12 protein-coding genes are annotated in these 15,718 nt (G+C 71.6%); 7 read left to right on the top strand and 5 right to left on the bottom strand.

Features of this window, described 5'->3' with window-relative positions; genetic code table 11:
* Nucleotides 1–23 precede the first annotated feature (23 nt).
* Together I6G21_RS05215 and ald are read left to right on the top strand one after the other, a co-directional pair.
* On the top strand, nucleotides 24–443 hold the full coding sequence (locus tag I6G21_RS05215) for a DUF3151 domain-containing protein (protein WP_058730998.1): 420 nt from the start codon (nucleotides 24–26) through the stop codon (nucleotides 441–443).
* Nucleotides 444–593: 150 nt separating this feature from the next.
* Nucleotides 594–1,685 (top strand): alanine dehydrogenase, encoded by a 1,092-nt coding sequence (ald, locus tag I6G21_RS05220; RefSeq protein WP_058730999.1) that lies wholly within the window; start codon nucleotides 594–596, stop codon nucleotides 1,683–1,685.
* Nucleotides 1,686–1,747: 62 nt separating this feature from the next.
* Here the strand turns inward: ald and I6G21_RS05225 are convergent, their stop codons facing one another.
* On the bottom strand, nucleotides 1,748–2,164 hold the full coding sequence (locus tag I6G21_RS05225; protein WP_061225582.1) for a DUF4870 domain-containing protein: 417 nt from the start codon (nucleotides 2,162–2,164) through the stop codon (nucleotides 1,748–1,750).
* A 220-nt stretch (nucleotides 2,165–2,384) separates the two neighbouring features.
* Between I6G21_RS05225 and I6G21_RS05230 the strand changes: the two genes are divergently transcribed.
* Complete coding sequence (locus I6G21_RS05230; protein WP_129357964.1) at nucleotides 2,385–6,251, top strand: S8 family serine peptidase; 3,867 nt, start codon at nucleotides 2,385–2,387, stop codon at nucleotides 6,249–6,251.
* Between the two features lie 162 nt (nucleotides 6,252–6,413).
* Here I6G21_RS05230 and I6G21_RS05235 read toward each other — a convergent pair whose 3' ends face one another.
* Nucleotides 6,414–7,517 carry a polysaccharide pyruvyl transferase family protein gene (locus I6G21_RS05235; protein WP_129357963.1) on the bottom strand — a complete coding sequence of 368 codons (1,104 nt, stop codon included), beginning with the start codon at nucleotides 7,515–7,517 and terminating at the stop codon, nucleotides 6,414–6,416.
* 135 nt (nucleotides 7,518–7,652) lie between these two features.
* Between I6G21_RS05235 and I6G21_RS05240 the strand changes: the two genes are divergently transcribed.
* Both I6G21_RS05240 and I6G21_RS05245 read left to right on the top strand, forming a co-directional pair.
* The gene (locus I6G21_RS05240) at nucleotides 7,653–8,942 is read left to right on the top strand and encodes an adenylosuccinate synthase (RefSeq protein ID WP_058731003.1); all 1,290 of its coding nucleotides are present in this window, start codon (nucleotides 7,653–7,655) and stop codon (nucleotides 8,940–8,942) included.
* 8 nt (nucleotides 8,943–8,950) lie between these two features.
* Nucleotides 8,951–9,934 carry a magnesium and cobalt transport protein CorA gene (locus I6G21_RS05245; protein ID WP_058731004.1) on the top strand — a complete coding sequence of 328 codons (984 nt, stop codon included), beginning with the start codon at nucleotides 8,951–8,953 and terminating at the stop codon, nucleotides 9,932–9,934.
* Between the two features lie 29 nt (nucleotides 9,935–9,963).
* Here the strand turns inward: I6G21_RS05245 and I6G21_RS05250 are convergent, their stop codons facing one another.
* Both I6G21_RS05250 and I6G21_RS05255 read right to left on the bottom strand, forming a co-directional pair.
* Nucleotides 9,964–10,983 (bottom strand): FecCD family ABC transporter permease, encoded by a 1,020-nt coding sequence (locus I6G21_RS05250; protein WP_129357962.1) that lies wholly within the window; start codon nucleotides 10,981–10,983, stop codon nucleotides 9,964–9,966.
* Nucleotides 10,980–12,083 (bottom strand): FecCD family ABC transporter permease, encoded by a 1,104-nt coding sequence (locus tag I6G21_RS05255; protein ID WP_129357961.1) that lies wholly within the window; start codon nucleotides 12,081–12,083, stop codon nucleotides 10,980–10,982. The genes I6G21_RS05250 and I6G21_RS05255 overlap by 4 nt, the downstream gene beginning before the upstream one ends.
* Before the next feature lie 25 nt (nucleotides 12,084–12,108).
* Here I6G21_RS05255 and I6G21_RS05260 point away from each other — a divergent pair, with 25 nt between their 5' ends.
* On the top strand, nucleotides 12,109–13,137 hold the full coding sequence (locus I6G21_RS05260; RefSeq protein WP_058731006.1) for an ABC transporter substrate-binding protein: 1,029 nt from the start codon (nucleotides 12,109–12,111) through the stop codon (nucleotides 13,135–13,137).
* A gap of 93 nt (nucleotides 13,138–13,230) precedes the next feature.
* Here I6G21_RS05260 and I6G21_RS05265 read toward each other — a convergent pair whose 3' ends face one another.
* The gene (locus I6G21_RS05265) at nucleotides 13,231–14,355 is read right to left on the bottom strand and encodes a glycerate kinase (protein WP_174520375.1); all 1,125 of its coding nucleotides are present in this window, start codon (nucleotides 14,353–14,355) and stop codon (nucleotides 13,231–13,233) included.
* Between the two features lie 172 nt (nucleotides 14,356–14,527).
* On the opposite strand from I6G21_RS05265, the gene I6G21_RS05270 reads away from it, so the two are divergent.
* Nucleotides 14,528–15,715, top strand: a complete 1,188-nt coding sequence (locus tag I6G21_RS05270) for an acetyl-CoA C-acetyltransferase (protein ID WP_058731007.1) — start codon at nucleotides 14,528–14,530, stop codon at nucleotides 15,713–15,715.
* The last annotated feature ends 3 nt before the right edge of the window (nucleotides 15,716–15,718 follow it).

Consider the following 15,718-nt stretch of genomic DNA (forward strand, 5'->3'; position numbering starts at 1 on the left):
AAGCGAGCACGTGAGGAGCCGCCATGTCCCTGGCCGGAAAGAATCTGCTGGACGCCCCCGAGCCCACCCTGCTGGAGGAGGAGCCGCAGGTGCGGGTCCGCATCGAGGCCGGCGACGAAGGCGAGGACCTGGTGAAGGCCTTCCCGAAGTCCTCCCTCGCCTGGTCCGTCATCGCCGGCGACGCCCTGGAGCAGGGGTACCTCGTGGAGGGCTACGCCTACGCCCGGGTGGGCTACCACCGCGGTCTCGATGCCCTGCGGGCCCACGGCTGGAAGGGCCACGGGCCGGTACCGTACTCCCACGAGCCCAACCGCGGCTTCCTGACCTGCCTGCACCTGCTGGGGCAGGCCGCCGCCGCCATCGGCGAGGAGGATGAGGCCCACCGCATCGAGGCCTTCCTGCACGACGCCGACCCGACCGCGAGGGAGCACCTCGCCGGCTGAGGCCGGGGACCGGGTGGGCGGCTCCGGATGCCCGACACGGAGCGCGCTCCTGTTCGGTGTGATCGGCACCTCGTGTCATGATGGTGGTGCGGACCACGACGTGGTGGGCCATCCCCATCCGAGACCCACGACCAACCGGAGGATGCTCCCATGCGCATCGGTGTTCCCACCGAGATCAAGCCCAGCGAGCGGAGGGTCGGGCTCACGCCGGACAGCGTGCACGCCCTGGCCGACCGCGGACACGAGGTCCTCATCCAGCGAGGCGCGGGAGAGGGCTCCGGTTTCACCGACGAGCAGTACGAGCGGGCCGGGGCGCGGCTGACCACCCAGGAGGAGGCCTGGGGCGAGGCCGAGCTGCTGGTCAAGGTCAAGGAGCCCATTGCCTCCGAATTCGGGTTCCTGCGTGAGGACCTGACCCTGTTCACCTATCTGCACCTGGCCGCGGATCGGCCGCTGACCGAGGCCCTGCTGAGCGCGGGGACCACAGCGATCGCCTACGAGACCGTGCGCGAGGGCCGGGCCCTGCCGCTGCTGGCGCCGATGTCCGAAATCGCCGGGCGCCTGGCGGCCCAGGCCGCCGCCCAGCACACCCTGAGCACCGAGGGCGGGCCCGGCATCCTGCTCGGCGGAACCCCCGGAGTGCGTCCGGCGCGGGTCCTGGTGCTCGGCGGCGGTGTCGTGGGCACCCAGGCGGCGCAGCTGGCCGTGGGGCTGCGGGCGGAGGTGACCATCCTGGACGCCTACCTGCCCCGGGTGCGGCAGCTGACCGAGCTGTTCGGCGCCACCGCGCGGGTGCTCGCCTCGAACCCGGCGACCATCGAGCGGGAGCTGCGCGAGGCCGACGTCGTCATCGGCTCCGTGCTGGTGCCGGGCGCGGCCGCCCCGAAGCTGGTGCGCCGGGAGCACCTGGGCATCATGAAGCCGGGGACGCTGCTGATCGACGTCGCGATCGACCAGGGCGGCTGCTTCGAGACCTCCCACCCCACCACCTACCAGGACCCGATCTTCGAGGTGGAGGGCATCCGACACTACTGCGTGGCCAACATGCCGGGCGCGGTGCCGCGCACGGCCACGGCCTCCCTGAACAACGCCAGCCTGCCGTACGCGCTGCGCCTGGCCGAGGGTGTGGAGGAGGCCCTGGTGCAGGACGCCGGGCTGGCCGCGGGGCTGAACGCCCGGGACGGGCGGATCACCTGCGCCGGGGTGGCCGAGGCCTACCCGGATCTGGCCGCCGCGGACTGAGGCGCGAACTCAGCCGAAGGTGCGGGGCGCGGGCCCATCGCGGCCCGCGCCCCGTTCCTGCCTCAGCGCAGCACGCGGATCTGCAGGGGGTAGCGGAAGACCTCGCCGCGGTGGGCCTGCACGGCCCCGATGATGTGGAAGATGATCGCGGCCAGGGAGGTGACGCCCCAGATCGGCACGGCCGCGATCAGGCCGATGCCCAGGGTCACCAGGGCCAGGATGCCCGCGGCGATGTTCACCAGCCACAGCATCAGGTTGAAGTTGAACGCCCCTGCGGAGCAGGCCCGCACGAAGGCGTACTCCGGTCGGTCCCGGTAGACGAACCAGAAGATCAGCGGCCCCAGGAAGCTCAGTGTGCCCACCGAGATCACCAGGCCCAGCAGCGAGGAGAGGTGGGAGAGCACCGCCAGGACGCGCACGTTCGGCGCCTCGGGGACGGGCTGCTGGGCGTAGGGCTGGTGCTGCGGCTGCTGGGTCACGGAGATCCTCACGGGTCGGTTCTGGTGGATGTTCTGGTCGACGGCGTCGCCGGGGGAGCGTCCATCCTGCCCCAGATCCGGCGGCGACCGGGAGACACATAGGAAGATTTACAGGAACTTCACGGGAAGTGCTTGACCTCACGTGATCCGTAGGACATGTTAGAGAAATCTCCGCTCGTCAGGGCGGGGTCTCCCCATCCCTCGCACCGAAGGAACGTCGATGTCTCCACGATTCCTCTCCGGGTCCCGCCGCAGCGCGAAAGCCTGCGCGGCGGCGGCACTCGGGCTCACGCTGGCCCTGTCCTCGGGCCTGCCAGCCTTCGCCGAGACCATCCAGGGCAGCGCCCCGGATGACACCTCGCTGTCCGCAGGCTCCTCCTCCCCGGTCCTCGCCGACGACGTCGCCGAGGCCCACGGGAACATCGCCGTGTACGTCCAGCTCAAGGGCGTCAGCGCCTTCGAGGCCACCCAGGCCGGCGGTCGCGTCGGCGGAGAGCTGCAGAACCGCGCCAGCCAGGTCCAGGCCATCGCCGGCCAGGTCCAGGCCACCGGCCAGCAGATGGCCGGGGATTCCGGCTCCCAGGTCCTCTACACCACCCACAACGCCCTGCGCGGGGTGGCCATGCAGGGGGATGCGGACCAGATCAAGAAGCTCGCCGAGCGCGACGACGTCCAGCGCATCTCCAAGATCATCCCGAAGGAGCGGGTCAACGCCGGAGCGGATGTGGACACCGGCGCCGCGAGCGCCTGGGAGAACCCCGGCGTCACCGGCAAGGACGTGACCATCGCCGTCATCGACACCGGCCTGGACTACACCCACGCGGACTTCGGCGGACCGGGCACCCAGGAGGCCTACGCCAAGGCCAAGGACCTGAAGACCTTCCCCACGAAGGATTCCGGGCTGATCGACCCGAACAAGGTCATCTCCGGCTACGACCTGGCCGGTGACGCCTACGACGCCCGCCTGGCCACCTCCGTCCCGCAGCCGGATGCCAATCCGCTGGACTGCAAGGCCGCCGGGCACGGCACCCACGTCGCGGGCACCGCCGGCGGCTACGGGGTGACGAAGGACGGCAAGACCTTCACGGGGGATTACTCCAAGCTCACCGCGGATGAGGTCAAGGCCATGAAGATCGGACCGGGCACCGCCCCCGAGGCCAAGCTGACCTCGCTGCGGGTCTTCGGCTGCGAGGGCTCCACCAATCTGGTCGGCGCCGCCCTGGACCGCACCCTGGATCCCAACGGGGACGGGGACTACTCGGATGCCGCGCAGATCGCGAGCATCTCCATCGGCTCGGACTTCGGCATCGCCGATGACCCGGAGAACGACATCGTCAACGCCCTGAACCGGGCCGGGGTCCTCTCCGTGATCGCCGCGGGCAACGCCGGGGACTCCTACGACGTCGCCGGCAGCCCGGGCAGCGCCACCTCCGCCCTGACCGTGGCCAACTCCATCGGCTCCACCGTGGCCGTGGACCAGGCCGAGGTCCTGGCCCCGGAGGATGTGAAGGGCGATGTGACCGGCTCCTACAGCCAGTCCTTCGACTACACGGCCGCCAAGCCGGAGCAGCTGGAGGGCACCGTGACCACCGTGCCCGAGGCCAACAAGTACGGCTGCCAGCCCTTCACCGGGCAGGACTTCGCCGGCAAGTGGGTGTACCTGGACTGGGCCGATGACGCCACGGGGCAGTACCCCTGCGGCTCCAAGGTCCGCTTCGACAACGCCCAGAACGCCGGGGCCAAGGGCGTGGTGCTGACCAGCGACGTCACGGTCGAGGACGCCGGGATCGCCGGCAACTCCGGGATCCCGGGCATCCGCCTGGACAAGGCCTCCGCGGACAAGGTGGACGCCGCGGCGAAGGCCGGGACCCTGCGCATCAAGGTCGGCCCGGGCATGATCGGCGCCGGCCGGGTGGACAGCGGTTCCCAGGACTACTCCAACGCCTCCACCTCCCGCGGCGAGCACGGCTCGGCCGGGTACACCAAGCCCGACGTCGCCGCCCCCGGCACCTCGATCGCCTCCGCGGGCGTGGGCTCGGGCAACGGCATCGAGGTGATGACCGGAACCTCCATGGCCACCCCGCACACCTCCGGGGTGGCGGCTCTGGTCTGGCAGAAGCACCGGAACTACACCCCGCAGAACGTCAAGGCCGCGATCATGAACACCGCGACCCACGACGTCAAGAACGCCAACGGCGCCACGGAGTCCGTGGAGCGGGTCGGGTCCGGCCGGGTGGATGCGGTGCGGGCCGTGAACCAAGACGTCATCGTCTACAACGCGGATCGCCCGGACATCGTCAGCCAGAGCTTCGGCGTCACCGAGGCCAAGACCAACGGCGGCGTGCAGAGGTTCACCCGGAAGATCACCGTGGACAACATCGGCAACCGGGCCCACACCTACGTGGTCTCCTTCGCCGGGACCACGCAGATGCCCGGGGTCTCCTTCTCCTACGATCCCACCGTCTCGGTGGGCTCCGGCGGGAAGGCCACCATCACCGTGACGGCCACCGTGGACCCGAAGGCCCTGGTCAAGACCCAGGACCCGGCCCAGGCCAAGATCCAGCTGGGCAAGGCCCGCCAGTACATCGGCAGCCTCTCCGGCCGGCTGGTGCTCTCCGAGAACGGCCAGGACCTGCGGCTGCCGCTGCAGATCGCCCCGAAGCCGGTCTCGGACATGAAGGTGGACGCCAACGCCATCGAGTTCAAGGACGCCAAGACCGCCCAGACCCAGGTCAGCCTGGCCGGGACGGCCCTGAACCAGGGCGGCTACCGCTCCGCCCTGGGCGCCTTCGAGCTCGGCGCGAGCTCCCCGCGGCTGCAGTCCACCTCCCTGCCGGCCCCGTCCACTCAGGCCCTGGACCTGCAGTACGTGGGCACGGCGGTGAAGGACGGCAAGCTCGCCATCGGCATCTCCACCTGGGGCAACCTCGTCTCGGTGATGCCGAGCAGCGAATTCCAGGTGCTGCTGGACACCGACGGCAACGGTCGCCCGGACTGGGTGGTCGTGACCACCCGGGCCACCGGCCTGGACTACCCGCTGGTCGGGCTGGTCCGCGTGGTCGGCAACAGCCTGCAGCGCGACGGCGCGGGCAACATCGTGTACACGGATCAGCAGCCGCTGAACGGCTCCTGGGGTGACACGGACACCAACACCATGGACACCAACGCCATCGTGCTGCCGGTGGACCTGACGAAGATGGGTCTGGACCCGGCGCAGAAGGATCTGTCGATCAGCTACGCCGTGTCCACCTTCTCCTACGCTCAGAGCGACGCGATCGACTCCACGGACGCGATCACCTTCAAGCCCAACCAGCCGAAGGTCGCCTTCGACTCCTCGAAGAGGATCAACTCCGTGCTGCTCAGCGATGAGCCGGGCACCCTGAGCGTCACCCGCGGCTCCGCGGAGGACGCCCAGGCCCTGTTCCTGCACCTGCACAACGGCACCGGGGATCTCTCCGGGATCAAGCAGGGCGAGGATGGCGGACGCGCCCAGGTGCTGACCGTGAAGAGCGGGAAGACCGAGGTCGTGGAGAACCCGCGCTTCAAGGATGTGCCGACCTCCTACCCCTTCTACAACGAGATCGCATGGCTGGCGACCAAGAAGATCACCACCGGATGGCCGGACGGCACCTACCGTCCCTCCGCCCCGGTGGAGCGCGGACAGATGGCGGCCTTCCTGTACCGGATGGCCGGGTCCCCGGCCTACACCCCGCCGAGCAAGTCCCCGTTCAAGGACGTGAGCACCAACTACGTCTTCTACAAGGAGATCAGCTGGCTGGCCTCGCAGGGCATCACCACGGGGTGGCCCGACGGCACGTTCCGTCCCTCCGCCTCGGTGGAGCGGGGTCAGATGGCGGCGTTCATGTACCGGATGGCCGGATCCCCGGCCTACACCCCGCCGGCCAAGTCCCCGTTCAAGGACGTGAGCACCAACTACGTGTTCTACCGGCAGGTGGCGTGGATGAATGACCAGAAGATCGCCAAGGGCTGGAACGACGGCACGTTCCGTCCCTCCGCCTCCGTGGAGCGCGGTCAGATGGCGGCCTTCCTCTACCGCTACGACCACGAGGTGCTGGGCAACCGCTGAGGCCCGCACCGCGCGAGACCGGCCCGTCCGTCCGGCCCCCGATCAGGGGGTTCGGGCGGGCGGGCCGGTCTCGTCGCATTCCCGGAAGGCTCGAGAGGGCTGAAGCCGCCGCCGGCTCCGGGCCGCTGCCGCGGGCGTTCGGGCGTTCGGGTGCGCGCAGGCTCAGCGGTAGATCGAGCGGGCCTCCTGGACCTTGGCCGCGCAGATCGCGGAGAAGTCCGCCGGGCGGCGCAGCTCCTCCAGGCGGTGCAGGCGGGATGGGTCGCCGTCGCTGAGCAGCCAGCGGGTGCCCAGGTCCCGGAGGGACTCGTGCTTGACGTCGTAGTAGCCGCCGTGCCCGTTCAGGGCGATCCCGCGCGCCCCGTGCAGGGCCCCCACCAGGTGGTGGTGGAAGCGGGTGCTCAGCCACACCTGGTGCGGACCGAAGTCGAAGCCGTCCCGCCAGAAGGCGGTGAACGGCAGGAAGCCGTCCTCGGCGATGAGATCCTTCAGCCGCTCGTAGCCGGCGTAGTCGTCCCCGGGGATGGCCTCGACGTAGCGCACCCGCTCCCGGGGGAAGCCCAGGGCCCGGATCTGCTCGCGGGTCCAGGCGATGAGCCGCTCGAAGGCGTCGGGATCCAGGGCGTCGCTCTGCACGCACACCCACAGCTCCCGCGGCTCAGCCCCGTCCAGCGCGGGGGCCGGGGGATTCTCGAGAAGGTAGGCGTCGTCGTAGCCCCGCTCGATGCCCAGGGCGCGGGCGCTGGGCCGGTCGCGCACCCCCACGTGGTCGAAGCCCTCGAACAGCTCCGCTCCGAGCGGCATCATGCCCTGGCCGGTGGCCACCAGCTTCGCTCCGGAGATCTCGGCGGCGGCGCGCATCCCCTCCACGAGCCCGTCGTTGCGGGGCCAGTACCCGTTGACGTAGCCGCCGCCCAGCAGATGCAGGGTGCCGGCTTCGCGCAGGTCCAGCAGGCCGGAGTCGAAGTGCGGGGAGCCCAGGTGCGTCACCAGGTCCGCGACGGTGCGGTCCGCGGTGTGCTCGGCGACGTCCAGGGCGCGGAACAGGGTGTCCGTGACGTGCAGCCGCGGGTGCAGGCCGCGCAGCAGGGAGGAGACCGTGCCGGGGTGGCGCACGTCCAGCCACACCTCCGCCTCCGGGCGGTGTTCGGCCAGGAAGCGCAGCCACCGGGCGGCGATCAGCTCGTCCCCGAAGTTGGGCCACCCGGCCCAGGAGACGAGGTGGATGGACTCGGCGGCCCGCGGCGCGGCATCGAGGAAGCTCATGCACACCAGGCTAACCGGCGCCCACGCTGGGCGCACCGGGTATCCTGGGAGGCGGCGCCCGCTCGCCGTCGTCCCGACGACGGCGCCCGCGCAGGCCCGGGCGCCTCACCCCGACCAGGAAGAGCTTCTCTCGACATGCCAGCAATCATCATCGTGGGCGCCCAGTGGGGCGACGAAGGCAAAGGCAAGGCCACGGACCTGCTCGGCGGGCGCGTGGACTACGTCGTCAAGCCCAACGGCGGCAACAACGCCGGACACACCGTGGTGGTCGGCGGCGAGAAGTTCGAGCTGAAGCTGCTGCCGGCCGGGATCCTCAGCCCCAACGCCACCCCTGTGATCGGCAACGGCGTCGTGGTCAACCCGGAGGCCCTGTTCGCGGAGATCGACGGGCTGGAAGCCCGCGGTGCGGACACCTCCCGGCTGCGGATCTCCGCCAACGCCCACCTGGTCGCCCCCTTCCACCAGACCATGGACAAGGTCACCGAGCGCTTCCTCGGCAAGCGCGCCATCGGCACCACCGGGCGCGGCATCGGCCCGGCCTACATGGACAAGGTGGGTCGGCTGGGCATCCGCGTGCAGGACATCATGGACGAGTCCATCCTGCGCCAGAAGGTGGAGGGCTCCCTGCGGCAGAAGAACCAGCTGCTGGTGAAGGTCTACAACCGCCGCCACGTGGAGGCCGAGGAGATCGTGCAGCACTTCCTCTCCTACGCCGAGCGGCTCAAGCCGATGATCGTGGACTCCACCCTCCTGCTCAACCAGGCCCTGGACGAGGGCAGGACCCTGCTGATGGAGGGCGGGCAGGCCACCTTCCTGGACGTGGACCACGGCACCTACCCCTTCGTGACCTCCTCCAACCCCACCGCCGGCGGCGCCTGCGTGGGCTCCGGAGTGGGGCCCACCCGCATCGACCGGGTCATCGGCATCCAGAAGGCCTACACCACCCGCGTGGGCGCCGGACCCTTCCCCACCGAGCTGTTCGACCAGTGGGGCACCTACCTGCAGAAGACCGGCGGGGAGTACGGCGTGAACACCGGGCGCCCCCGCCGCTGCGGCTGGTACGACGCCGTGCTGGCCCGGCAGGCCGCCCGCATCAACGGGTTCACGGACCTGTTCCTGACCAAGCTGGACGTGCTCACCGGCATTGAGCAGATCCCCGTGTGCGTGGCCTACGACGTGGACGGCGTGCGCCACGACGAGATGCCGATGACCCAGACCGACTTCCACCACGCCACCCCCATCTACGAGCACTTCGACGGCTGGACCGAGGACATCTCCGGGGCCAAGACCCTGGAGGATCTGCCCGCCAACGCCCGGCGCTACGTGGAGGCCCTGGAGGAGCTGTCCGGCTGCCGCATCTCCGCGATCGGGGTGGGCCCGGACCGGGAGAACACCATCGTCGTGCGCGACCTGATCGAGGACTGAGGCGGCCGATGACGCTCGCGTACGCCGCCGTCGTCGGGCGGGAGGGCCGGGTCCGGGAGGTCGAGGACTCCGACGAGGCCTTCCGCGTCTGGGGTGAGCAGGACGGCGGGTGCCTGACGATGGTCCTGGACCACCCGGACGAACAGGAGATCTACGAGGCCGCCCGCGTGCTCAACCTCCACGAACTCGCGGTGGAGGACACGATGGAGGGCCACCAGCGGCCCAAGCTGGAGCGCTACGGGGAGACCCTGTTCCTCGTGCTGCACCCGGTGGCCTACCGGGACCGGGCGGAGAAGCTGGAGGTCAGCGAGACCCACCTGTTCGTGGGCTCGGACCACTTCCTGGCCATCACCCGCGGCAAGCGGGACCGGCACCGGGCCGTGCACCAGGTGCGCCGCGCCCTGCGCCGCTCCGGGGAGGAGGCCGCGAATCCGCAGTGCTTCCTCTACCAGCTGCTCGACGCCGTCGTGGACGAATACGAGCCGATCCTGGTGGAGCTGGACGAGGACCTCGACGAGATCGAGGAGAACCTGTTCTCCGGTGACGAGAAGTCCTCGCAGCGCATCTACGAGCTGTTCAACGAGGTGGTCAAGTTCCAGCGGGCCACCCGACCGCTGAACTACATGATGGAGCTGCTGATGCGCGGGGCGCAGAAGTACGGCACCCCCGAGACCCTCCTTCCCCGTTTCCGGGACGTGAAGGACCACGCGATCCGCGCCACCGACCACCTGGACGGGCTGCGCGCCGCCCTGCAGAACGCCCTGACCGTGGAGGCCACCCTGGTGGCGCAGGACCAGAACGACGCGATGAAGAAGATGTCCGCGTGGGCCGCGATCCTCATCGCCCCGACCATCATCGCCGGGATCTACGGGATGAACTTCCAGCACATGCCGGAGCTGGACCTGAGCTGGGGCTACTACGGGGCGCTCGGGCTCATGGTGGCCGTGTGCACCGTGCTGTGGGGCGTGTTCAAGAAGAAGGACTGGCTGTAGCAGCCGGCTGACCTGCCGCCCCGTGGGGCTCAGAGGCGCTCGCGTTCGCGGTGCAGCAGCCAGAGCAGGTACACCCCGCCCAGGGCCCCGGTCACCAGCCCCACGGGGATCTCGAAGGGGGAGAGCAGCCGGGCGGCGAGGAAGTCCGCCACCGCGAGGATCCCCGCGCCGAGCAGGGCGGAGGTGCCCACCGTCAGGCCGGCGGTGCGCCACCAGCGGTGCGCCAGCTGCGGCGCCGCCAGCGCCAGGAAGCCGATGGGACCGGCCACGGCGATGGCCGCCGCGGTGATCCCCACGGCCAGCATCATCAGCACCCGGGAGGTGCGGCGCACCGGGACGCCCAGACCCCCGGCCATGTCCTCCCCGAGCTCCAGCATCCGCAGCTGCCGCCGTCCCAGCAGCAGCGCGAATAGCAGGAGCAGGATCGCCGGTCCCGGCCCGGTCAGGTCCGGCCAGCGCAGCGCGTTCAGGGAGCCGTACAGCCAGGTCTTGGCGCTCTCCGCCTCCTCCAGATCCGCGCTGGTCAGCAGGTAGTCGTTGACGGAGGACAGCAGAGCGGCGATGGCGATGCCGGCCAGGATCAGCCGGGAGCCCACGGAGGCTTCGCGGCGGGCCAGCAGCAGGACGACGGCGGCGGTGAGGAATCCGCCGAGCACGGCGCCGACGCCGATGCCGAGACCGCCGGCCTCGGCGCCTGCCTCCCCGGAGCGCATCCCCGGGAGCACCAGGGACACGATGAGGGCGCCCGTCGCCGAACCGGTGGTGAACCCCAGGATGTCCGGGCTGCCCAGGGGATTCCTGGAGAGGGTCTGGAACACCGCTCCCGCGGCCCCCAATCCGGCGCCGACCATGAGGGCGGCCAACAGGCGGGGCAGGCGCTGCTCCAGGATGATCTGGCGGTCCATGGGGGAGCCGCCGCCGGTCAGGGTCTGCCAGACCCGATCGAGGGTGATGTCGTAGGTGCCGAACACCAGCGTGGCGGCGGCCGTGAGCAGGATGCCGATCACGGCGACCGCGGTGGCCGCACGCTGCCACATGCCGCGGCTCATGAGCGTCCCCTCACGACGAGCCACAGGAGGGTCGGCGCCCCCAGGAACGCGGTGACCACCCCGACGGCGATCTCTGCGGGCGCGGCCACGACCCGCCCGACGATGTCCGAGGCGAGCACCAGGCAGGGACCGGCCACCAGGGCCAGAGGCATCAGGCGACGCAGATCCGGTCCCAGGAGGAGGCGCAGCACATGCGGGACGACCAGTCCGACGAAGGCCACCGGACCGGCCAGGGCGGTGGAGCCCCCGGCCAGCAGGGTGATGGCTGCCAGAGCCAGCACGCGCACCGGACCCACCCGAACCCCGAGCGCGGCGGCGGAGTCCTCGCCGAGCAGCAGCACGTTCAGCGGACCGCACAGGATCAGCGTCATCACCGCTCCCACCAGGACGAAGGGTGCGGTGGCCTCGACCGTCGCCATATCCCGTCCGGCCAGAGACCCGACCACCCAGAAGCGGTGGGCGTCGAAGGCCGCGGAATCGACCATCGTGATGATGCCGGTGACGGAGCCGAGCGAGGCGCCCAGGGCCGTGCCGGCCAGGACGATGCGCAGGCGCGAGGAGCCCCCGGTGGCGGTCCCGGATGAAGAGGCCGGGCCGGTCCCGCCGCGGCCCAGCAGGAACACCACCGCGGCGGCCGCGGCGGCACCGGCCAGCGCCCACCAGGCGTACCCCGCGGCGTCGTGCGCGCCGGCCAGCACGACCCCGAGGACCACGGCCACCGATGCCCCGGCGTTGACCCCCAGGATCCCCGGTTCGGCCAGGGGGTTGCGCGTCAGGGCCTGCATCACCAGCCCCGCCGCGCTCAGCCCCACCCCGACCACGACGGCGGCCAGGGCCCGGGGCATCCGCAGGTGCCAGATCACCAGCGCTTCCGCGCCGCCATCCGGGTGGAGGAGGGCGGCGAGCGTGTGGGAGAAGGGGATGGTGCGGGAGCCGACGGCGAGGCTCAGGACGAACAGCGCGAACAGGGCCGCCGCCGACGCCAGGACCACCAGGAGCAGGCGCCCGGACCCGCCCCGACGGCGCCCGGAGGAGGGGTCCGGTGTCCCTCTCGTGGCGCGGATCGCAGCGTCCGCCGAGGTGAGATGGGGTGACTTCATCGTGACTAAGGGTAACCTCAGGGGCATGACGTCTCAGAAACGCCCCCTGCTCGCACCCCTGGCCCTCCTGGCCGCCGGCGCCCTGGCACTGGCCGGCTGCTCCGGCGACGGATCCTCCGCCGACTCCTCGGCCTCCGAGTCCTCGAGCGCCTCCGCCTCGGTCGCCCCCGCCCCCAGCGCCCTGCCCAGCGGGATGGGCAGCACCGCGAAGGACGGCGAGTTCCCGCGCACCGTCAAGGGCTTCCGCGGTGACGTGACCATCGACGCCGCGCCGAAGAAGGTGGTGGTCATCTCCACCGGCCAGATGGATGACGTGCTGGACCTCGGCGTCGTGCCCGTGGGCACCACCTCCGCCAAGAACGCCGATGCCGTGCCCGAGTACCTGACCGAGGCCTACGCCGATGATGCCGAAGCGCTGGGGAAGATCGAATCCGTGGGCTCGCGCACCTCCCCGAACATCGAGAAGATCGCCAACCTCAAGCCGGACCTCATCCTGGTGAACAACACCCTCAAGGATGACTCCGCATACGAGTCCCTGTCCGGGATCGCGCCCACCGTCGTCACCGAGGGCACCGGGGTGAACTGGAAGCAGGACTACCTGCTGGTGGCCTCCGCCCTGGGCAAGCAGCAGGAGGGGGAGCAGAAGCTGGCGGAGTACGCCGAGCGGGCCAAGAAGGTCGGCGAGCAGGTGGGCTCGGACAAGACCATCTCCTTCCTGCGCTACCAGCCGGACCGCATCCGCATCTGGGGCGTGTCCAGCTTCGTCGGCTCCATCGCCGAGGACGCCGGCCTGAGCCGCCCGGAGACCCAGCGCTTCGACAAGACCAGCCAGGACATCAGCGCCGAGCAGCTGGACCAGGCCGACGGAGACTACCTCTTCTACGGGGTGCAGGGAGGGGACGCCTCGGACCTGACGAAGGAGACGCTGTGGTCCGGTCTGGAAGCGGTGAAGAGCGACCACGCCTTCCAGGTCGATGACGACGAGTTCTACCTCAACGCCGGCATCACCGCGGCCAACGGGGTGCTGGACGAGGTCGAGGAGCACGCCAAGTAGGCGACCGAGCCCCTCAGGGCCGCACACCGCCGCCTCGCGATCCCCGGGCACGCTCACCGCGCCGCCCGGGGATCGCGCCGTCTGCGCGGCGGATCAGGCCAGCAGACGCTCGCGGGCCAGGCGCTCCAGCACCGGCAGGGGATTCCGCAGGCAGGACCGCACGTCCGGCTCGACGTCGGTCATCGCGAGGATCCGCTGGAACGGGTGCCGGGTGCTCGGGGGCAAGGTGTTCTGCCCGCACACCGCGACCACCGGGATGCCGCGCTCCGCGGCGCGCTCGGCCACCCCCGCCGGAGCTTTGCCGCGCAGGGTCTGCTCATCCAGCTTCCCCTCCCCGGTGACCACCAGGTCGGTGCCCTCCAGCAGGTCGTCGACGCCGGCCAGGTCCAGGAACGTCTGCATCCCGGAGGCGTAGCGGGCGCCCAGCAGCGCCAGGGTCATGAAGCCCAGACCCCCGGCGGCCCCGGCTCCGGGCCGGTCCGCGACGTCGGCCGTCCCCGCGGCTTCCTCCACGGCGGCCGCGACGCGCCCCAGGGCCGCGTCCCGCGGCTCGATCCGCTCCGAGGCCAGTCCCTTCTGCGGGCCGAACACGGCCGCCGCGCCGTCGGGTCCCAGCAGCGGATTCGTGACGTCCGAGGCCGCGACGAACCGCACCGACCGCACCCGCGCATCCAGCCCGCTCAGATCCGCCCGGGCCACCTCGGCCAGGCGCCGCGGATCCGCCACCGGTTCTCCGGTCCCATCCAGGAAGCGGACCCCCAGGGCCTGGGCCATCCCGAACCCGGCGTCCGTGGTGGCGCTGCCGCCCAGACCCAGCACCACCTCCTCGGCCCCGGCATCCAGGGCCGCCAGCACCAGCTGCCCCACGCCCCGGCTCGTCGCGGCCTCCGCATCCGCGTCCTCCGGCAGCTCGCCATCGCGGGTCAGCAGCCGCATCCCGCAGGCCTCGGCCACCTCGATCACGGCCCGACGCCGCGGCTCGTCCCACGCGAAACGGGCCCGCAGTGCGGCACCGTCCGGACCGGTGACCCGCGCGCTGCGCAGGCGCCAGCCCAGGGCCTCGCACACCTGGAGGGTGCCGTCCCCGCCGTCGGCCACCGGCACCTGGACGGTCTGCACCTCGGGATGCTCGGCCAGCCCGCGGGCCAGCGCCCCGGCTACCTCGGCGGCGGTCGCGGTGCCCTTGAACTTGTCCACGGCGAGCAGGATGCGGGTCATGAGGAGTCCTTGTCGTCGGCGGGTCTCGGGCGGTGCGCGCCCCTCACTGTCCGAGCGTACCGACGGTAGGGTGTGACGCAGAGCAATTCCAGGGGAGTGGAGTCCGGACCGGATGCGCCGTGCGCGCCCCCGACCCACCGCCCCGCAGCATCGAGACGAAGGAGTCCCCTCCGTGAGCGCACCGACCGACGTCGTCATCCTCCACGGCGCCCGCACCCCGCAGGGCCGGATCATGGGGCAGCTGGCCCCGCTGAGCGCGGTGCGGCTAGGCGCGCACGCGATCCGCGCCGCCCTGGAGCGGGCCGGCGTCGAGCCTACACAGGTGGACCAGGTGCTCATGGGGCAGGTGATCCAGGCCGGGGCCGGGCAGAATCCCGCCAAGCAGGCCGCGATGGCCGCGGGCATCTCCCGCTCCGTGCCCGCCATGACCCTGAACAAGGTGTGCCTGTCCGGGCTGGCCGCCGTCGTCGACGCCGCCCGGCCGATCCGACTGGGCGAGGCCGACGTGATGGTGGCCGGCGGGCAGGAGTCCATGACCGGCGCCCCGCACCTGGCCGCCGGGGTGCGCGCCGGGAAGACCTACGGGGACCTGCGCCTGCAGGACGCCGTCGCCCGGGACGGGCTCACCGACGCCGAGGACGGGCGACCCATGGGCGAGTCCACCGAGGAGGGCAACGCCCAGCGCGGCATCGGGCGTGAGGAGCAGGACGAGGTGGCCGCGGCCTCCCACCAGCGGGCCGGGCGGGCGCAGGCGGACGGGATCCTCGGTGAGGAGATCGCGCCGATCCCGGTGCCGCAGCGGCGCGGGGAGCCGGTGACGGTGACCGAGGATGAGGGCATCCGCCCGGATTCCACCCCGCAGACCCTGGGGCGGCTGCGCCCGGCTTTCGCGGAGGGCGGCACGATCACCGCGGGCAACGCCTCGCCGCTGTCCGACGGGGCGGGCGCCGTCGTGCTGGCCTCTCGGGCCTGGGCCGAGGAGCACGGGCTGGAGTGGCTGTGCATGGTGGGGGCGGCGGGGCAGACCGCGGGGCCGGACGCCTCCCTGCACTCCCAGCCCTCCCAGGCGACGGCGGCCGCCCTGGCCCGCGCCGGATGGGACGCGGCGGACCTGGATTTCTGGGAGGTCAACGAGGCCTTCGCCTCCGTCGCCCTGCAGTCCGCGCGGGACCTCGGGGTGGAGCTGGAGCGGGTGAACATCCACGGCGGGGCGATCGCCCTGGGCCACCCCATCGGCGCCTCGGGGGCGCGCCTGGTGCTCACGGCGGCGCTGGAGCTGGCTCGGCGCGGTGCCGGGAAGGCCGCCGTCTCCCTGTGCGGCGGGGGCGGGCAGGGGGAGGCCCTGCTGCTGCAGCGGTGAGCG

It is taken from the genome of Rothia kristinae (genome assembly GCF_016028855.1).
In the GTDB taxonomy this organism is placed as follows: Bacteria; Actinomycetota; Actinomycetes; order Actinomycetales; family Micrococcaceae; genus Rothia; species Rothia kristinae.